General features: G+C 41.7%; 18 protein-coding genes. 10 read left to right on the top strand and 8 right to left on the bottom strand.

Translation table 11 applies throughout. The annotated features are described in order from the left end of the window. The first annotated feature begins 260 nt into the window (after window positions 1-260). Entirely contained in the window at window positions 261-497 is a 237-nt protein-coding gene (locus tag ACRRSQ_RS03420) for a hypothetical protein (RefSeq protein WP_440874302.1), read from the top strand. A 121-nt stretch (window positions 498-618) separates the two neighbouring features. Continuing rightward, window positions 619-1,113, top strand: coding sequence for an arsinothricin resistance N-acetyltransferase ArsN1 family B (locus ACRRSQ_RS03415; protein WP_440874301.1), 495 nt, complete (start codon window positions 619-621; stop codon window positions 1,111-1,113). Window positions 1,114-1,234: 121 nt separating this feature from the next. Here ACRRSQ_RS03415 and ACRRSQ_RS03410 read toward each other — a convergent pair whose 3' ends face one another. Both ACRRSQ_RS03410 and ACRRSQ_RS03405 read right to left on the bottom strand, forming a co-directional pair. Next, the gene (locus ACRRSQ_RS03410; RefSeq protein ID WP_440874300.1) at window positions 1,235-1,504 is read right to left on the bottom strand and encodes a Txe/YoeB family addiction module toxin; all 270 of its coding nucleotides are present in this window, start codon (window positions 1,502-1,504) and stop codon (window positions 1,235-1,237) included. Next, window positions 1,485-1,757, bottom strand: a complete 273-nt coding sequence (locus tag ACRRSQ_RS03405; protein ID WP_440874299.1) for a type II toxin-antitoxin system Phd/YefM family antitoxin — start codon at window positions 1,755-1,757, stop codon at window positions 1,485-1,487. Before ACRRSQ_RS03405 ends, ACRRSQ_RS03410 begins: the two co-directional genes overlap by 20 nt. Before the next feature lie 167 nt (window positions 1,758-1,924). Here ACRRSQ_RS03405 and ACRRSQ_RS03400 point away from each other — a divergent pair, with 167 nt between their 5' ends. From ACRRSQ_RS03400 to ACRRSQ_RS03390, 3 genes are all read left to right on the top strand, one after another. Beyond that, window positions 1,925-2,374 carry a DUF6174 domain-containing protein gene (locus ACRRSQ_RS03400; RefSeq protein ID WP_440874298.1) on the top strand — a complete coding sequence of 150 codons (450 nt, stop codon included), beginning with the start codon at window positions 1,925-1,927 and terminating at the stop codon, window positions 2,372-2,374. 156 nt (window positions 2,375-2,530) lie between these two features. After that, window positions 2,531-2,998, top strand: coding sequence for a hypothetical protein (locus tag ACRRSQ_RS03395; protein WP_440874297.1), 468 nt, complete (start codon window positions 2,531-2,533; stop codon window positions 2,996-2,998). Window positions 2,999-3,058: 60 nt separating this feature from the next. Then, a complete protein-coding gene (locus ACRRSQ_RS03390; RefSeq protein ID WP_440874296.1) occupies window positions 3,059-3,211 on the top strand; it encodes a hypothetical protein in 153 nt (50 codons plus the stop codon). A gap of 622 nt (window positions 3,212-3,833) precedes the next feature. Here ACRRSQ_RS03390 and ACRRSQ_RS03385 read toward each other — a convergent pair. After that, a complete protein-coding gene (locus tag ACRRSQ_RS03385; RefSeq protein ID WP_440874295.1) occupies window positions 3,834-4,178 on the bottom strand; it encodes a mannan-binding protein in 345 nt (114 codons plus the stop codon). 643 nt (window positions 4,179-4,821) lie between these two features. Here ACRRSQ_RS03385 and ACRRSQ_RS03380 point away from each other — a divergent pair. From ACRRSQ_RS03380 to ACRRSQ_RS03365, 4 genes are all read left to right on the top strand, one after another. Then, a complete protein-coding gene (locus ACRRSQ_RS03380) occupies window positions 4,822-5,379 on the top strand; it encodes a hypothetical protein (protein ID WP_440874294.1) in 558 nt (185 codons plus the stop codon). 452 nt (window positions 5,380-5,831) lie between these two features. Continuing rightward, window positions 5,832-7,469, top strand: coding sequence for a fatty acid--CoA ligase (locus tag ACRRSQ_RS03375; protein WP_440874293.1), 1,638 nt, complete (start codon window positions 5,832-5,834; stop codon window positions 7,467-7,469). 432 nt (window positions 7,470-7,901) lie between these two features. Next, window positions 7,902-9,563: a GMC family oxidoreductase gene (locus ACRRSQ_RS03370; protein ID WP_440874292.1), complete on the top strand. Its 1,662-nt coding sequence runs from the start codon at window positions 7,902-7,904 to the stop codon at window positions 9,561-9,563. Continuing rightward, window positions 9,560-10,201, top strand: a complete 642-nt coding sequence (locus ACRRSQ_RS03365; RefSeq protein WP_440874291.1) for a gluconate 2-dehydrogenase subunit 3 family protein — start codon at window positions 9,560-9,562, stop codon at window positions 10,199-10,201. Before ACRRSQ_RS03370 ends, ACRRSQ_RS03365 begins: the two co-directional genes overlap by 4 nt. Window positions 10,202-10,444: 243 nt before the next feature. Here ACRRSQ_RS03365 and ACRRSQ_RS03360 read toward each other — a convergent pair whose 3' ends face one another. The 5 genes from ACRRSQ_RS03360 to ACRRSQ_RS03340 form a co-directional block, all read right to left on the bottom strand. Further along, the gene (locus ACRRSQ_RS03360; RefSeq protein ID WP_440874290.1) at window positions 10,445-10,813 is read right to left on the bottom strand and encodes an RNA-binding S4 domain-containing protein; all 369 of its coding nucleotides are present in this window, start codon (window positions 10,811-10,813) and stop codon (window positions 10,445-10,447) included. Between the two features lie 244 nt (window positions 10,814-11,057). After that, window positions 11,058-11,510, bottom strand: coding sequence for a VOC family protein (locus tag ACRRSQ_RS03355; protein WP_440874289.1), 453 nt, complete (start codon window positions 11,508-11,510; stop codon window positions 11,058-11,060). Between the two features lie 26 nt (window positions 11,511-11,536). Continuing rightward, entirely contained in the window at window positions 11,537-13,480 is a 1,944-nt protein-coding gene (locus ACRRSQ_RS03350) for an oxidoreductase (RefSeq protein WP_440874288.1), read from the bottom strand. Window positions 13,481-13,524: 44 nt separating this feature from the next. Next, on the bottom strand, window positions 13,525-14,400 hold the full coding sequence (locus tag ACRRSQ_RS03345; protein ID WP_440874287.1) for a phosphoenolpyruvate hydrolase family protein: 876 nt from the start codon (window positions 14,398-14,400) through the stop codon (window positions 13,525-13,527). Beyond that, a complete protein-coding gene (locus ACRRSQ_RS03340; RefSeq protein ID WP_440874286.1) occupies window positions 14,400-15,665 on the bottom strand; it encodes a Tm-1-like ATP-binding domain-containing protein in 1,266 nt (421 codons plus the stop codon). Before ACRRSQ_RS03340 ends, ACRRSQ_RS03345 begins: the two co-directional genes overlap by 1 nt. A 399-nt stretch (window positions 15,666-16,064) precedes the next feature. Here ACRRSQ_RS03340 and ACRRSQ_RS03335 point away from each other — a divergent pair, with 399 nt between their 5' ends. Further along, window positions 16,065-17,063 (top strand): AraC family transcriptional regulator, encoded by a 999-nt coding sequence (locus tag ACRRSQ_RS03335; protein ID WP_440874285.1) that lies wholly within the window; start codon window positions 16,065-16,067, stop codon window positions 17,061-17,063. The last annotated feature ends 85 nt before the right edge of the window (window positions 17,064-17,148 follow it).

Raw genomic sequence — 17,148 nt, 5'->3', positions numbered from 1 at the left:
CTGGGAGTTACGGTGCCATTTGTGGTTTTGTTTTGGGAGGCTTTTGGTGGCAAGTAGGTTTAGTTATCGGCGTTATAGTCGGGTGGCACCTCCGGCGCAATCATCAACTATCAGTTAACAAGTCACTCAAAAGGACAAATAACAGTTGGTTTTTGCTCCTGCGTCGCTTATTTTAACCAACTGATATTTGCCCATTATTTGGGCGTTAGGTGTCAAGCGGATTGGCGGCTATAATCACTGTAGATGAAATGGAGTTTTTTATGCAAAAATCAAATTTATTTCTTTTAGTTTTAATCTTTCTCTTAAGTGGGTGTGCATCAAACTCTGAGCTAAATAAAAGAGCTGATAATCATGATAAGGCTGGGGATTATTACGAATCTATAGGGCAACCTCAAGTTGCAGAACAAGAACGTAGAATGGCGCAAGAAGATCGTGATGATTCGTTAAAAGTTGATGCTATTTTGGTAGAAATATTTAAACCAAAAAAAGACAAGTAAAATAAACACCTAACAAGCTAATTAACAGGACAAATTACAGTTGTTTTTTGCTCCTGCGTCGCTTATTTTAACCAACTATTAATTGCGCGCATAGCAAGGCGTTAGGCTTTCAGGAGGCATTATGATTCGGAGTGTACTTGATAGAGATGTAACTTCGATTGCTGAAATTTATAATCATTATATTTCTAATACTGTAGTTACATTCGAAACCGAAACTATAAGCCCAGAAAATATACTTTCACGCATATCAAAAATTCAGTCAGATAATTTACCTTGGCTAATTGCCGAGGATGACATGGGTAAAGTAATTGGTTACGCATATGCTAGCAAATGGAGAGAACGCTTTGCTTATCGATTTTCAGTAGAAGTAACAGTCTATTTATCACCTAACTCTTCGGGTAACGGTGTTGGTACTCAGCTCTACGAAGCATTATTCTCAGAGTTAAAGCAACGCTCTATTCATTCTGTAATTGGAGGTATTACATTACCTAATCAAGCTAGTGTTGCTTTACATGAAAAGTTTGGTTTAGAAAAAGTTGCTCATTTTAAAGAAGTTGGTTTTAAATTTGACCAGTGGCAGGATGTTGGTTATTGGCAAGGTACAATAAAAGCCTAACAAGTTAATAAGCCCGCTAATAAATGCAGCTTTACAAGGTACTCAAAAGGACAATGAAGTTTGCTCGGTTTCGCTTCGCTACACATTTTAGCTATGCCTCTGAATGAGGCGTTATATTTTTCTAGTGATCGTCGTAATGCCCACCAATGGCGAAAATATAAATATATTCATCATCAAACTTATAAATTAATCGATCTTTTTGTGAAATGCGCTTTGACCATAGTCCTGATAAGTTGTGTTTTAACGGCTCTGGCTTTCCCAATCCCGAACTAGGATCGGTACGCAGCATTTCTTTAAGTGTTTTACATAAAGCTTTATGTAATTTTTTATCTTTTTCTCTCAATTGCTCGTAGATGAGCCACGTTTTACCTTCAAAGATTAGTGATCTCATCTAATTGCTCTTGAGTTGGTTTATAGCCTTTATTAGTTGTATGCGTTTTCATGGATTCGGCAATTTGTTGCATTAAACTGTTACTTTGTAATACGTGTAAAGTTTCTTGTTCTCGCTCCCAATCATCAGCACTCATCACAACAAAGTCATCGCCTGCGCGCCTTGTAACTTTTATAGGTTCATGCTCGCTAACAGTTTGTTCAACATATGATTTTAAGTTGTCTCTAAACTGGTTTACGCTTATGCTATTCATAGTTAAATCGCCTTTGTGTACGGTATTGTCGTACATTGTAGTATAAAAAATATAACAAGCCAATTTAAAGGACAAAAAACAGTTGGCTTTTGCTCCTTCGTCGCTTATTTTAAGCAACTATTTTTTGTCTCTTATTGAGGCGTTATGTTTTCCAACAAGGATCGTATATGAATTCAAAGTATTTAGTTTTTTTATGTTTATTGGGTTTGGAGGGCTGTGATAATAGCTCTGATGAAAATCAGAACCAAAATGTGAACAGTCTTATTCAAGAGAATGAAAATGTTTGGTTAGATTCAGGTGTCAAATCCTATACATTTACATATGTTTCATCACCAAGTGATTGCCCAACTGCGGATCCGTTTCCTCCTGTAGAAATAACGGTCATAAATGGCAATATTTCTTCAATATATGTTCCGGAATTTGGTGAGTTCCTAGAAATAGAAAATACAACTTACCCAACTATTGATGAAATTTTTGAACATATGCTTGAAAGTGCTGACACAATTAAAGGAATGCCAGTATTTGATGATAATTTTGGCTACCCTATAAGTTATAGTTCTGATTTAAGTAGCGCTGAGTGCGATGCTCGTTCGGTTTTAGTCAGCTCCTTCATATGAAAACATACAAGTCGTTTAAGCAAGACAAATAACAGTTGGATTTTTGCTCGTGGCTTGCTAATTTTTTTGAAAAACAGTTTGCTCGGTTCAGCTTCGCTAGACATTTTAGCAAACTATTATTTGTCTATAATTGGTTATGTTTAGAGGAGCTCATTGATGTATCGAAATTTGTTAAAGATAATCGTAGTCTTATTTTGCCTCTCAGGTTGCGCTGAAAGAGTAATAAATATTACTGACAATGAGGGAAAAATCGTCGGAGGTTGTAATGCCGGTTTTGATTGGCATTTTTATGGCCTGCAAGACTCTATTGATTATATGCTCTATGAATGTGCTAAAGATTCAATAGCTAAAGGCTTCACAATATCAGATGAAAGGCTTCTAACCCTTGATTTTACGTTACCACAACCGCCAGAGGGCAAGCAGTGGAATAAAAAACTAGCGATGCACCACTTTCATAAAGGAAATATCACCGAAAGAAAGCTCGGTTATATTCTTGCCGCTATAGAATACGAATATCAAAAGGTTGCTTGGTCAGCAGAAGATGATTTAGCTAACGGCAAAATCACTCAGGCTGAATTCAATAAAATAACGAAAGAGGCCAAATTTAAATGGCTTGGAGAATAAAACACATAACAAGCCATTATAGGAAAACAGGGGGTGTTATGCGCAAAGGGAGCTTGGATTATGAATGAACCTTTAGTGTTAATATTTAAACTTGATGAATTAGCATTGCTGGCGAGTACAAATAACGCTTTTGAGAAAGCCGCTATTTATGGTGCAACTCAGGCCATCAAACAAGAGTTCGTAAATTCAAAGTTAAATACTAGGGGCTGTTGAACTTTCGTGTTTATTTTTGCTGCAGTTTATCGGTATTTATACAAAGCATTGCGATTGCTATGTGGTTATTCCACATGAAAGCGCAATAATGCAGTATAAATGCCTAGAAACGCAGCCCTTGGGTTCAACTAAACGCTATTTCTTCATCGTTGTTCACAACTTACATGGAACAACCATGCTGTGTTGTTCACGCCTTGAACAAAAAGCGTTTACTTTGAACAAAATTTAACCTCGAAAGATCAACAGCCCCTAATCACCAGCTTATTGACGCTATCAAAGCTGCTTGTTTTTATGTGAATGCAGCGATAGGTTATGAATCAGCAACACAAAAATCAAAGGCAGAGTGTGTTGCTTTAGCACAAAAGAAACTAGAATTAATTCGCAGTTTAATCAATATTCATTACGGCTAAGTTTATGGATTAAAATAATCGAGGTTAGTGACAAAATAAGGATGTAAGCTAGCAGTATTAGCAATGTTGCTAAATGTCACCGATTTTTTCTACAAATTTTCAAGTGGGAAAAATTACAGCTGGGTGGTTCTATTTGGTTTTACAATTTGTCTATTAACAGGTCGTTGTAAGCTAAGTTCGCTCAGCACTGCACAGCAATACTGAGCGATAAATTAGTACTTATATATGATTTCGATGACACTCATTACACCTTCCGTGACCGTATGCCATTCACCCGTAAATTCGGCACCATAAGAAGCCGCAATGGTTTTACCTATTTCTTGAGCTTCATCATTGCTCCAGATAGGACCCGCTAAAACATTTGTTTTAAACTCATTTGCGCCGGTATTCGCAACATTTAATTCAACTTCAATTACGCTCATTTGGCTTTCAACAACTGTATTCCATTGCCCAGTCCATTTCCCTTGATGTGCAGCAGCAACTTTAGGGGCCTTTTCTTCTGCATCTTTTTGGTTCCAGATAGGGCCAGCAGGGATATTTACTTTGTATGTAGACATTATTTTTCCTTAAATATTCGTTTAGTAAAGTACAAGGTAGGTGTAGTTACCTAGCTTGTAATTAAGGTAGCTCGGTATTTCAGTTAAAAGTATTACAACCAATTACAGTTATTGAATGTGACCATTATCGAATTCGACTACTACAGGCTCCCTTCGACAGGCTCCCTTCGACAGGCTCAGGGCGAACGGATTATTGATGGATATACCAATAGCTATTACAGCTCAGGGCGAACGGATTGTTGATGGTTATATCAATAGCTATTACAGCTCAGGGCGAACGGATTGTTGATGGATATATCAATAGTTATTACAGCTCAGGACGAACTGATTGTTGATGGATATATCAATAGTTATTACAGCTCAGGACGAACGGATTGTTGATGGATATATCAATAGTTATTTCAGCTCAGGGCGAACGATTTTAAAATGAGTTTATTATTCGCTGTTAAGAATAAAAGTGAAGCTAGCAGGTTTCCCACATTCCCATGTCCTTTTTTTTAATATTCATTCGTCGTTAACAAAGAACATCTAATCGCTCCTTGTATGGTGAGCAAACCTTAACCCCAGCTTTATCAGGAATTATTACTGATCCACTCCTATACTTAAACACACTTTTTCTAGCGACAAACCATTAAGGAAACCCATGAAAAAGATACATACCTATTTTGTTGTTATCATCACAATGCTGATAAGTTATACCGTTAATGCAGAATCTAATGCGGTAAAAATTAAACGTGCTATGTCGGCAGCGCCAAGTTCTATAAGCCAAGACGCTACCATTCTAGACTCTGATGGAACCCTATTGAAAAAGGGAACTAACGGCTGGACTTGCCTGCCTGATGTTATGCCAAACGATAAAAACCCAATTTGTAATGACGCAACTTGGATGAAAATGTTCAGCGCATTACAAACGAAAAGCGATTTTGTTGCCGACCAAATTGGCATTTCTTATATGCTAAAAGGGGACTTTGGTGCTGGGGTGAGTAACTCTGATCCTTATCATACTGATCATAAAGGGGCTAAAGATTATGTCGAAACAGGGCCGCATTTAATGGTTATTGTTCCTAAAGCTATGCTAAAAGGCCTGACTACCGATCCTAGTAAGGGTGAACCTTATGTTATGTGGGCTGGTACACCTTATGCGCATATCATGATCCCAATTGATGAAAGCAAAGTGTTAATGCCTCATCATAAACATTAGGTTATCGGTTAAATTTTGATAGAGATCACTTTCCAGTGATCTCTTATTCTTCCCAGCAGTTTTCCTTCAACTGCTACGCGCTCCCTTCGACAGGCTCCCTTCGACAAGCTCAGGGCGAACGGATTGTTGATGGATATATCAATAGTTATTGCAGCTCTGGGTACGAATTTAAAAGAAAAAACAGGGTCGATGACATTAAAGGATGAAAAATAAGCAGGATTAGTCGTTTTCTAAATGACACTGACTCCTTATCTATCGCACTCTTGTTTACCTAACGAGAAAATACACTGGAAAAACCTTACTTCAATACCTAGTAACAAAGTTCATCCCGCTTTTTAGCATCAAAAAGCAACAATATGGCGTAAATAAGCAAATAATTCTTATTAATAGAAATTACTATGCCTATTAACTACGAAATTCTTAAAGTTATCCATAATAAAAGAGTATTTACAATGCAGACCAAAATATTACCTTCAAGTGCTTCAGCGTATGAATACCCGCTATTAATTAAACGACTTTTAACCTCTCATCAACGTTTTGAACAAAAAAATCAAATTGTTTACCGAGGCGAAGAACGCTTTAGCTATGCTGAGTTTAATCAACGCGTTTGCCAATTGGCCAATACCTTAACCGAGCTAGGTGTAAAAGCTGGCGATACCGTTGCGGTAATGGACTGGGACAGTCACCGCTACCTAGAATGTTTTTTTGCGATTCCGATGATCGGCGCAGTGCTGCATACCGTTAATATTCGCCTTTCCCCAGATCAAATCTTATATACCATGAATCATGCAAAAGACGATTTTGTGCTGGTACATGAAGACTTCCTCCCTATTGCCGAAGGCATTGCCAGCGGTCTAGAAACGGTAAAAGGGGTGATCACCTTATCAGACTCTGGCCAAGCACCAAGCACCCAAATTGAGGTATGTGGTGAATACGAAGCGTTAATTGCAAAAGCTGACAAAGAATACGATTTTCCTGACTTTGACGAAAACTCAGTGGCCACGTTATTTTATACCACCGGCACTACAGGTAACCCAAAGGGCGTCTATTTTAGCCATCGCCAATTAGTGCTTCATACCATGAACATGGTGTCGTCATTAACCATACATAATGGCAGCCCGATGCTAAGCGCTGACAGCGTTTATATGCCGATTACGCCAATGTTCCATGTACACGCGTGGGGCATTCCTTATGTGGCTACTATGCTCGGTATGCAGCAAATTTACCCAGGCCGTTATGAACCTAACGCGCTAGCCAAACTTATTCGCGAAGAAAAAGTGAATTTATCGCACTGTGTACCAACCCTGCTACAAATGGTACTGCAAAGCGATGAGGCTAAAACCACTGACTTTACTGGCTGGCACGTGATCATTGGCGGTAGCCCGTTAACTTCAGGTTTAGCCAATCATGCACTTGATTTAGGCATTCATACCTACACAGGTTATGGTATGTCTGAAACCTGCCCGCTACTTAGCTTAACTCGCTTAACACCTGAGCAGCTTAACTTGCCTGACGAAGCACAAATTCCACTGCGCATTAAAGCCGGTATCGCCAGTAACATGGTTGATATGCAAATTTGGGACGCCAACGGCAAACCGCTACCTTTTGACGGCGAAACCACAGGCGAAGTGGTGGTACGCGCGCCTTGGCTGACACAAAACTATTTATACGAACCTGAAAAAGGTGAGGAATTATGGCAAGGCGGTTGGCTACATACGGGCGACGTTGCTTGTATTCATGCCGATGGCAATGTTGAAATAAAAGATCGCATCAAAGATGTTATTAAAACCGGTGGCGAGTGGATTTCTTCATTAGACCTAGAAAACCTGATCAGTGCCCACGATGAGGTTGCTGAAGTTGCGGTTGTTGGTTTACCTGACGAGCGTTGGGGTGAACGCCCGCATGCCTTAATTGTCAGCACATCTGAACTTAATAGCGCCGATATTGAGCAGCATTTGCAAACCTATATTGCCCAAGGGGTGATCAACAAATGGGCCATTCCTAAAACCATTAACTTTGTTACCGACATTCCTAAAACCAGCGTTGGTAAAATTGATAAAAAGAACATTCGTGTGCAGTTAAGCGAGTAAGGTTTAACACCATAATGAATACGAAAAAGCCCAAGTGTGATGCACTTGGGCTTTTCATTTTTAATTTTTAATTTTTGCTTTTTACTTTTCGCTTCTAATTTTCTTCTTACAGCTTGCCACTTACAGCTTGCCACTTGCCACTTGCCACTTACAGCTTTTAGCTTTCTTCTTATAGCTTTCTTTTTGTAGCTGTTTACTTGCAGCTTGGTATTTGCTTCGACAGTTTCAAGTGCAACGAGCGTTTGTTTGTAGTCAAACAGTGAGCGAAACGCTTTCGATTGAACATCTTCGCCTGCATCATTTACAAAAACGGCGTTCAAAACCAACTAATTGGCATACAAATACAAATTTATCTGCAGGTATTCAGTATCGTCATAAGAATACAAAGAAAATGTTAAGCCAAGGCTAACAAGAAAAAATGAGGTTTACGATATGAAGGCTAGCTCAGAAATTTTTGACGTATGTGTGATCGGCACAGGTGCGGGCGGCGGTGTAATGATCGACCAACTCACTGCAGCAGGCATGCGTGTTGTCGCCCTTGAACGCGGACCTCACTTCACGCAAGCAGACTTTGATGAAGACGAATTAAAAAACATTGTTCGTAAAAATGTTTTTGCAGAAGGTAAAGTTGACTGTTATCGCCCCGATAAAAACTCACCGACAGAATCCGGTAATATCGCTGAAATTGTACACGGCGTAGGTGGTTCAATTACCCATTGGGGCGCATGGGCATGGCGTTTTCGTGAAGACGACTTCCATGTATTGTCAAAAGAAGGTCCAATAGCTGGCGCAAGCTTGGCCGATTGGCCGATCAGCTACTTTGACTTAGAACCTTATTACAATCGTGCGGAGCTAGATTTTGGCGTAGCAGGTGTTGCCGGTAGTAACCCGTTTGACGCACCACGAAAACAAGCGTATCCAAACCCGCCGCACCCATGGCGACCCTCGTCACACAAGTTTGCCCACGGCGCCAAAAAAATGGGTTATACCCCGTTTTCACTGCCCGTTGCCATTAATTCTCAAGTATACGGTAATCGTCCACCATGTATGCAAGGCGGCGCATGTCGAAGCAATGGTTGCCCAATTAATGCCAAAGCGACAACCTTCTCGGTATCATTACCAAGAGCGATGGCCACCGGGTTATTAGACTTACGCGCCGAAGCTACCGTTTATGATTTACCGTTAAATAAAGAAGGTAAAATCATCGGCGCACGCTACTTAGACGCCAACGGCAATCAACATGAAGTAAAAGCCAAACACGTTATTTTAGCCGCCGGTGCTATTGGCACAGCGCAGTTATTGTTAATGGCAAAATCAAGCCAATTTCCACAAGGTTTAGCTAATGGCTCTGGGCAAGTGGGTAAAAACTATACTTTCCATCACTACCCTGCAGTTGCCGGTGTATTTGAAGAAGACTTACGTACTTATACCGGTATTGAATCTTTAGTTGCCGTTGATGATTTACACCCAAGCGATGCCAAACGCGGTTTCATTCGTGGCGGGGTATTTAGTGAGTCTAACGCTTTATCAAACCAACCGTTAGCCTTTGCCGCAGGTTTACATGGCGCAACCGAAGGTGCGCGCTGGGGCGCAGGTTTTAAAGATAAATTAAGAGAATTTCCACGTACTATGGTGATCGCAGGTATTTGTGAAGAATTACCAATGGAGTCGAACCAAGTTGACCTAGACCCAGAGATTAAAGATAAAAGCGGATTGCCGGCGCCGCGCATTACCAAAAAGCATCATCAAAACGACATTGACATGCACCAGTGGTTTTTAAAACGCATTAATGAAGTCGCCGTTGCTTCTGGCGCCAGTAAAGTTTTACCGGTACGCATTCCGGGCAGCTTTATTGATAAAGATAATGCCTTAAAAAGTAATCCACATAACCATGGCACTTGTCGCATGGGTAACGATCCTAGTAAATCTGTGGTCAACAAATGGTGTCAAAGCCATGAGGTGCCAAATTTATGGATAACCGACGCCAGTGTTTTTCCAACCGCAGGCGGATATAACCCAACCCTAACCATTCTTGCTAACGCTTACCGCGTGGCAGATTATTTTATTGAACAAGCTAAGAGTCAATCGATATGAGTAAAAACATCTCACGCCGTAATTTTCTAAAAAAAGCGAGTTTATGGGGTACTGGCATTATCGTGTCAACGCAATTGCCTCGCCCATTAGCAATGGCAGCTGCCGCGGCATCAAGCAAGCCTGAAATTTTAACCGCAATGGAATGGCAAACGCTGGAAGCGATGACTGCCTGCATTATTCCAACCGACCACCAACCTGGGGCCAAAGAAGCCAATTGCGTGAATTTTATTGATAAAGCGCTCGCTAATGAAGATGCTGCCGCGATCCCTCTTTATAAAAGTGGTTTAGCCTCAGCCAACTTAGAAGCTAAACACCGCTTTAATAAACGCTTTGAACAGCTAAACCTTGAGCAACAAAACAGCTTATTAAGTTTGTTGGAAAAAGGCGAAACGAAAGCATGGCCAAGTGAAGCGGTGCCAGTGCAAATGTTTTTTGAAACCATGCGCGTACACACGGTAATTGCTTTTTTAGCGGCGCCAAAATATGGCGGCAATCAAAACTTTGCCGGTTGGCAAGTGGTAGGTTATCCGGGCAACGAGCACCATATGGGCGGTTACCGCGAAGGGCAAATATCAGGAAAAGACGCCATAATTCCTATTTGGGAAAGAACTGGCGGTAGTGGCGGTCATCATCACTAATCATGGTTCTTAGTTTGTGTAGAGTGCGCTAAAAACCAAAGTTAGCTGAGCAGCTAAGGGCTCACTAGATGGCTCACAAATCATCTAAACCTAGCTGCTGTCTCTTCATTGCGAACGTTGTCATTATCGTATTAGCATTTTGTATTAGGTGAGGGGCCCAAGTAGAAGGTGGTTAGCAGCATAGCTCACCTTTACTTGTAACATGCTGTACTGCTTTGCGCGGTTCGCTATGGGTAATAAGTTCTACAAGTTTGGCTTTTTAGCGTCGCCCGAGGGTTTAGTCGCTGTTTCAGATGCTAAAACTCGCGCTTTACTCTTGGCTCTTTTTTTCTTTTTCGCATTTTTACTCGCTAAAACGATTGTACTAATAAACTCTGCTGATTTTTTGCTGGGGTTAAAAGCGATTTCAATCACTTTATCGTTAAATTGGACAACATCGCCGCGGCGAATTTTTTTACGTTTTTGCACGACAACTTTATTATTGACTAAAACATGACCTTCACTGATCACGGTTTTAGCTTCGCCGCCACCGCCAACCATATTGGCAATTTTAAGCAATTTATAAAGTTCTATAGGTTCAACACAAATGTCGAAAGTTGGGTGTTCAGACATGAAATACGCCTAATAAATTTAAATAATAATATTGTCCAATTCTAACATATCTTAAATAGAACTCATATTAAGAAACTCTATCGTGCTGAGCAGGTATTGTTGATAAATATTTGCTGTTGTTTAACTTCATTTAAAACAAATACATTTAAACCCGCAAGTTAAAGCGCTCCCATAAAAATGCAATAAAACAGCCACAAAAAAACCGTCAAGCTGACGGTTTTTAAAGGGAAAAAGAGTCTAATCGTTATAGTGGCACGTCAAAGTCAACTAGCTCAACAATTAAGCCTGAAGCGGCTTTAACATAACAATAGTTCATACCCGGTGCTAAGTGAATGTTCCACAGTAGCTCTCCGCCTTTTTCAACAAGCTCGGCAATGGTTTTTTCAATATCATCAACGCGATAAGCAAAATGGTGGATACCTTCGCCATTTTCGTCTAAAAACTTTTGCCAGATGGAATCAGGGCAACCTACTGGCTCAATTAGCTCAATAGCGATCGGACCTGCGGCATTGACCGCCAGTTTTAAATAAAACGGTACGCCAGTGCCAATTTGCTCGCCTTCTGCGCCATATTCAAAGGGTGTCCATTCGCCTAATCCCCACAGTTCAGAATAATCTTTGGTTGCTTTGGCTATATCTTTTACCACAATACCGATATGAAGAAATCGTTTTGGGTCTAATACGTGTTTAATAGTCATTGTAATCTTCTCCTACAGCCTAGCTGTTATAACTTAATCGCGGCTTGAAAACCTTCGTGCACCGCTTGGTAAACTTTACGAGGTGATACGCAATCACCTACGGTATAAACTTCGTTGGCTAAACCTTTAAATGACTCAGCTAATGCTGTTCTTGGCGCTAAACCGGTACATAATGCAACGGTGTCGGCTTTTAAAACGCGCTGTTCACCTGATTTACTTTGACAACGAACTTCGCCATTAGCGACTTCTTGCACGCCAAAACCGGTGATAATGTCGATTTCTTGTTTAGCTAATAAATCAGCCAATATCGCTTGATGAGTCATTTCCATGTCTTGCATGACACTGTCTTGCATTTCAACAATAGTGGCCTTTTGCCCGTGCATGGCGGCTACATCAAGCGCAAGTTCAGTACCGTTTGCCCCAGCACCAACAATAACGATATTTTCATCTGGGTGTTTGCCGCCAATTAAAATGTCTTCACCGGTGCAAACACCGTCACCTTGAATTGGTTTGGTCCACGATGAACCAAGCGCGATGATTAAGGCATCAGGTTTTTCATTAGCAACCATCTCTGGGGTTGCTTCAGTATTTAAACGAATTTCAATATTGCTGTTATTGGCTTGCGTTACCGCCCAGTCTAAAAATTCACGTAATTGTGTTTTAAACGGCGACGCTGAGGCAGCAATTAAATGCCCGCCCAATTGCCCGCTTTTTTCAATAAGGGTAACTTTATGACCTTTTAAGTTAGCAACACGTGCCGCTTCCATACCGGCAATACCGCCGCCAAGGATCATCACTTTTTTAGCTGGTGCGCTAACTTCAATGGCAGCGCTTAAATCAAGCTTACTTTCTTTACCGCAAGCTGGGTTTACCGCACAGCCCATTGGGCGACCCAAAATAATATTGCCTAAACAAACTTCATTACACATGATGCACGGTCGAATATCCGCGACTCGATTTTCTGCCAACTTGTTAACAATTTCAGGGTCGGCAATTAAGCCACGACCAATGGCAATTAAATCTGCGTCGTTATCTTGCAAAACTTGTTCGCCCGTGGTGGTATCTAAACCACCGACAGCAACAATTGGCATATCTGGTAAGGCTTGTTTTAATACCCCGGCTAAAGGCGCGTTAGTGCCTCGTCCGCCGTACATTACCGGATACATCGCCGGTGCTGATTCATATACACCGGCAGAAACAGAAAGGTAATCGAGTAAGCCGGTGTCGGCCACTAATTTAGCGTTCTCAACCGCTGACTCAACATTCACGCCGCCTGGTAAAAATTCATCAGCGCTGATGCGTAAACCAACGACAAATTCACGGCCCACTTGTTCACGTACTTTGGTTAGAATTTCTAATAAAAAGCGTGCGCGATTTTCTAAACTTCCACCGTATTGGTCTTGGCGCTGATTAGATAACGGCGAAATAAATTGATGAATTAAATAACCATGGGCGCCGTGAATTTCAACGCCATCTGCGCCGGCTTTTAAGGCGCGAAGGGCGGCTTGGGCAAAGGCGTCTTGAATTTCAACAATTTCATCAACAGTTAATTCACGCGGTTCAATGCCATAAAATCCGCTTGGCAATGGTGACGGCGCTACTTGTGTCTCGCCTTTTGGCAACGCGTCAGGGTTACTTTGACGACCACCATGACCAATTTGCATGACGATTTTCGCTTCATGCTCGTGCACCGCTTCCACTAATTGGCTTAGGCCTGAAATCATATGGCCATCGCTAATTTTTAGCTGACAATACATTGAACGACTGGCGTTAGCGTCAACACAGCTGTTTTGCAGCACAATAATGCCAACACCGCCACGTGCTCTAGCCACGTAATAATCAATTAACGCTTGGTTTACGCTACCGTCGGCATTGTTGATCAAGTTTTCGATCGCCGGCATCATCACCCGGTTTTTTACTGTCATTGAGCCAATTTTTAATGGCTCTAACATTTTGCAATTTGTTTTCATTTTATCTGACCTCTTTTAGACCTTGTCATTAACGATTCAGGCTATTATTTCCCTTTGCCTAAAGATAAGTTTTTAAAGCCTTGGCATACGTCAACCACCGCTTTTTCTACCGGAATTCGTTCAATCGCTGATGCAGCAACAAAACCTTCAAAGTCAGTTTTTTCATAAACCACTTTTAAGCTTTCAGGGTCTGAAAATGGACCACCGTGAATTAAGCAAATAACATCAGGATTAATTGCACGTGCTGCGTCCATAATGCCTTGCGCTTTAGCTAGCATGCCGTCTAAGCTTGCGCCTTCGCTGTCGTAACCGGCAAGGCCACCAGCGGTTGGACCAAAATGCACACATACCGCATCAGCGCCAGCTTCAACCATGTCTTTGGCGTCAGCTTCAGTTAGCACATACACCATGGTGAAAATATCCCAGCTGCGTAAAATGCGGATCATTTCAACTTCACGTGACCAGCCCCAATGCTCTTGGCCATAACCTGCTGCTAAGCTTTCGGTTAGCTTGCGCTCAAGCATGTCGTCGCCGCCAAACATATTTTCGCGCAGACCCACAGTAGGAAAGTTGATCACGCCGCTAAAGCCTTTATCAACAAAACGTTTAAGCGAGGTTTCTAAATCTAAACAATGAATGTCATTGGCTTCAATGCCAGCAATTAATGGCGTGTCTTTGACGACGTTATCTAGCTGATCAACCATTTCTAGGGTAATTGGATTTGAAACACCGGTGATCATGGTCGTTGGCACGCCCATTAAACGAGTTTTTCCGGTGCTATAAACAATGATGACATCGGCTTCGCCGGCTTCGGCGCATTTTGCAATTAGGCCCGCGCTACAACCTGCGCCCAAAATAGGACGACCTTGGTCAATTTCAGCTTTTAGTCTTCGAATAATTTCACGACGTTCAATTTTCATTAGTTTTTTTCCTCGTCGATTAAGTGTTTAAATTGTTTGATAATTTCATCAGCAAAACTATCGTCATTAATATGGGCTTGTAGCTCGACAACGTTTACCTCACCGGTTACGTCGCCTTTAAATGCGTCGATAAAGCTTTGGTCTGCCGCGCTATCTTGTAATGGGCTGCCCTCACGACTGGCATCAGAAAAGCCATTAAGTGGGATAACTACCGCAGCGCGGTCACTAATGCGATTGGCACGTTCTGCAATGTTTTTACCGACATATTCCATTTCTAAGGCCGCAGAGCGAACCAGCATGATGTCAGGTCCATGCATGGCATGAGCGCGACCTTGCAGTGGCTCAGGTAATTTTTCAACCGAGTCAACACCGGGCAGAATATGCAGGTCGAGGCCACCGGGGGCGATAATTTGTGGGATGCCCATTTTTTCAGCGGCGGCTAAGCGAGTTCTGTCAACTTCGGTTGCGCCAGAAAAGGCTTTAATTTGTTCGTCGGTATAACAAACTTTGATCAAGGTTTCGAAGCTCGTTAAGTCGATAACCGCTTTAATCGCGCCGCCTTCAATTAAGGTATTTAATTTGTCGGTGGTGGCGTGAAAAACTACCGCTTCGAAGCCAAGCTGTTCTAATTGCGTTGTCACTTTTTGCACCGCAGGCGTGGTAACACCTAACGCGGTAATACCCACTAAAGGCTTATCAAATTGCTCAGGCAACTTCTGCTGCGCCATACCAATTAACGCGCCTGCCGCTTGGCTAAGGGCTTGCGCAACAATCGCGTTCATGCCTACCAAATCAACTGGCGCTTGCATCACGGTAATATCAGCTTCACCAATAGGGGCGAGTTTGGTAAAGGTGGTTAATAATAATTTAGGAAAACCGATCGGCAAGTTCACCATTACGCCTGCGCCACTTGCTGCAGCAGTTGAACCACCTAAACCTAAAATACCATCAATTTCGCCACTTTTAACCAAGCCAGAAACAATGCTAGTTGCACCGTTAATCATCACTTTGGTCGCATCAGCGCGGTCGGCACCCGCTTGTGCTGCAGCAATAAGTGCGCTTACGTTTTTACCGCCAGCACTGGCAACTTGCTCACGAGAGTATGTCGCAACGCCTTCAACTTCACCCATTACGCCCATATCAATCACAACGGCTTGATGCCCTTGTGCTTCAATAAGTGTTTTTAAGAAAGCAACTTCGTCACCTCGTGTATCTAGTGTGCCTAGAATCGCTAATCGTTTGAAACCGTTATTTGCCTCAGTCATGGTTTTATCCTCTGTGATCTCTGCTGAAATGTTAAATACAGCGTTATTAACTACTCACCTTAACGGGCAAACTCTTTACTAATTTGTATAATCACGCCATATTTTTGCTTGTACGCGCCATTGTTGGCGGTAAAATGACCATGAATGGCAACATTTGAGTTACAATGGAGCTTTTTATCTTGTTTGTTAATACTAAGGATTTTGATTTAAGTTGTTGTTAATTATAGTTTTGGTGACGTGTCTTTTTTTTCTGTTGTGAAAGGGAGGCTACGTTTAACAACAGTTTTGCACAAATTGACAAGATCTTAGTTCTCTTATAGTGTTTAAAAAGAAAAGTTATTTTGGGTTCTATACTTACATCGCTGATAGTCGGTGGGGTTATAAAATGAGTTGTAATACATGGCAGCGTTAATTCGAGCATCAGCATTAATTGGTTTTGATGACATCATTAGACGATATGGGGAAGATCCATACCGATTGATGGATCTGGCTGGTCTGGCTCCGGTGTACTTGAAAGAGCCTGATTTATACTTACCTTATAGCAATTTTGTTAAGCTACTAGAGCTTAGCGCTGTCGAGACCAACAATGCTTTTTTAGGTGCCGAATTTGGCTTAGAGCAAGGCATTCGCGTGATTGGGCCAACGGAGTATTTGGTATCAAGTAGTTCGACTTTGGAAGATGCCTTGCAAGCTATGCAAAGCCATTTTACTTTGCAAACCAGTGGTGCCCGCGTGCAACTGAGCCGCTTTGATGGTCATGGCATGTTATCGTATGAAATTATTGCGCCAACCGCCTCAAGTGCACGTCAAGTTATGGACAACGCTTGTGCGATAGGTATTCGCATGATGAGAACCTTTCTTGGTAATAACTGGAAGCCAACAGAGCTTTATTTACAACACAGTGTATTGCCGGATGAACGTCGTCGTTACAGTCAGCTATTTGGCATGATGCCACGATTCGACGCAGAACATAATGGCATTCTGTTTGACGCCTCAACCTTAAATTCGCCTTTACCCAAAGCAGACGCGGCTTTGCATAATCTCGTTGAACGCCAGTTAAACGCCATGCAAGCTCAACATACTGAAGATTTACCTTTGCGGGTACAAGGCATGATCCATAAAATTATGCCGACTGGGCAAACTAGCCTAGCATCTATTGCGCAATTAATGGCAATGAGCCCGCGCAGCTTACAACGAAAATTAAGCGAGCAAGGCACTAGCTTTCAGACCTTATTTGATGGCGCTAGAAAACAAGTCGCCGAACATTATTTGCGCCACTCTAATTTACAGTTGACGCAAGTAGCTGATATTCTTGGTTTTAAGTGTATTAGTAATTTTACTCACGCTTTTCAGCGCTGGCACGGTATGAGCCCAAGAGCGTGGAAAAAAACGTTTTAGCCACTTATCTCACCGACTATTTTTTACTGATTATTTCATTATAAAAAAAGGTTTATTGCCGAAACAATAAACCTTTTTATCAATT

The sequence above is a fragment of the Thalassotalea sp. PLHSN55 genome, from assembly GCF_052030545.1.
GTDB lineage: Bacteria > Pseudomonadota > Gammaproteobacteria > Enterobacterales > Alteromonadaceae > CANMXU01.
The sequence above is the reverse complement of the archived record's forward strand: the minus strand, read 5'-3'. Positions and strand labels throughout refer to the sequence as shown.

Coding starts and splice junctions, on each gene's coding strand:
- ACRRSQ_RS03420 (WP_440874302.1), top strand. CDS start 261: ATGCAAAAATCAAATTTATTTCTTTTAGTTTTAATCTTTCTCTTAAGT.
- ACRRSQ_RS03415 (WP_440874301.1), top strand. CDS start 619: ATGATTCGGAGTGTACTTGATAGAGATGTAACTTCGATTGCTGAAATT.
- ACRRSQ_RS03410 (WP_440874300.1), bottom strand. CDS start 1,504: ATGAGATCACTAATCTTTGAAGGTAAAACGTGGCTCATCTACGAGCAA.
- ACRRSQ_RS03405 (WP_440874299.1), bottom strand. CDS start 1,757: ATGAATAGCATAAGCGTAAACCAGTTTAGAGACAACTTAAAATCATAT.
- ACRRSQ_RS03400 (WP_440874298.1), top strand. CDS start 1,925: ATGAATTCAAAGTATTTAGTTTTTTTATGTTTATTGGGTTTGGAGGGC.
- ACRRSQ_RS03395 (WP_440874297.1), top strand. CDS start 2,531: ATGTATCGAAATTTGTTAAAGATAATCGTAGTCTTATTTTGCCTCTCA.
- ACRRSQ_RS03390 (WP_440874296.1), top strand. CDS start 3,059: ATGAATGAACCTTTAGTGTTAATATTTAAACTTGATGAATTAGCATTG.
- ACRRSQ_RS03385 (WP_440874295.1), bottom strand. CDS start 4,178: ATGTCTACATACAAAGTAAATATCCCTGCTGGCCCTATCTGGAACCAA.
- ACRRSQ_RS03380 (WP_440874294.1), top strand. CDS start 4,822: ATGAAAAAGATACATACCTATTTTGTTGTTATCATCACAATGCTGATA.
- ACRRSQ_RS03375 (WP_440874293.1), top strand. CDS start 5,832: ATGCAGACCAAAATATTACCTTCAAGTGCTTCAGCGTATGAATACCCG.
- ACRRSQ_RS03370 (WP_440874292.1), top strand. CDS start 7,902: ATGAAGGCTAGCTCAGAAATTTTTGACGTATGTGTGATCGGCACAGGT.
- ACRRSQ_RS03365 (WP_440874291.1), top strand. CDS start 9,560: ATGAGTAAAAACATCTCACGCCGTAATTTTCTAAAAAAAGCGAGTTTA.
- ACRRSQ_RS03360 (WP_440874290.1), bottom strand. CDS start 10,813: ATGTCTGAACACCCAACTTTCGACATTTGTGTTGAACCTATAGAACTT.
- ACRRSQ_RS03355 (WP_440874289.1), bottom strand. CDS start 11,510: ATGACTATTAAACACGTATTAGACCCAAAACGATTTCTTCATATCGGT.
- ACRRSQ_RS03350 (WP_440874288.1), bottom strand. CDS start 13,480: ATGAAAACAAATTGCAAAATGTTAGAGCCATTAAAAATTGGCTCAATG.
- ACRRSQ_RS03345 (WP_440874287.1), bottom strand. CDS start 14,400: ATGAAAATTGAACGTCGTGAAATTATTCGAAGACTAAAAGCTGAAATT.
- ACRRSQ_RS03340 (WP_440874286.1), bottom strand. CDS start 15,665: ATGACTGAGGCAAATAACGGTTTCAAACGATTAGCGATTCTAGGCACA.
- ACRRSQ_RS03335 (WP_440874285.1), top strand. CDS start 16,065: ATGGCAGCGTTAATTCGAGCATCAGCATTAATTGGTTTTGATGACATC.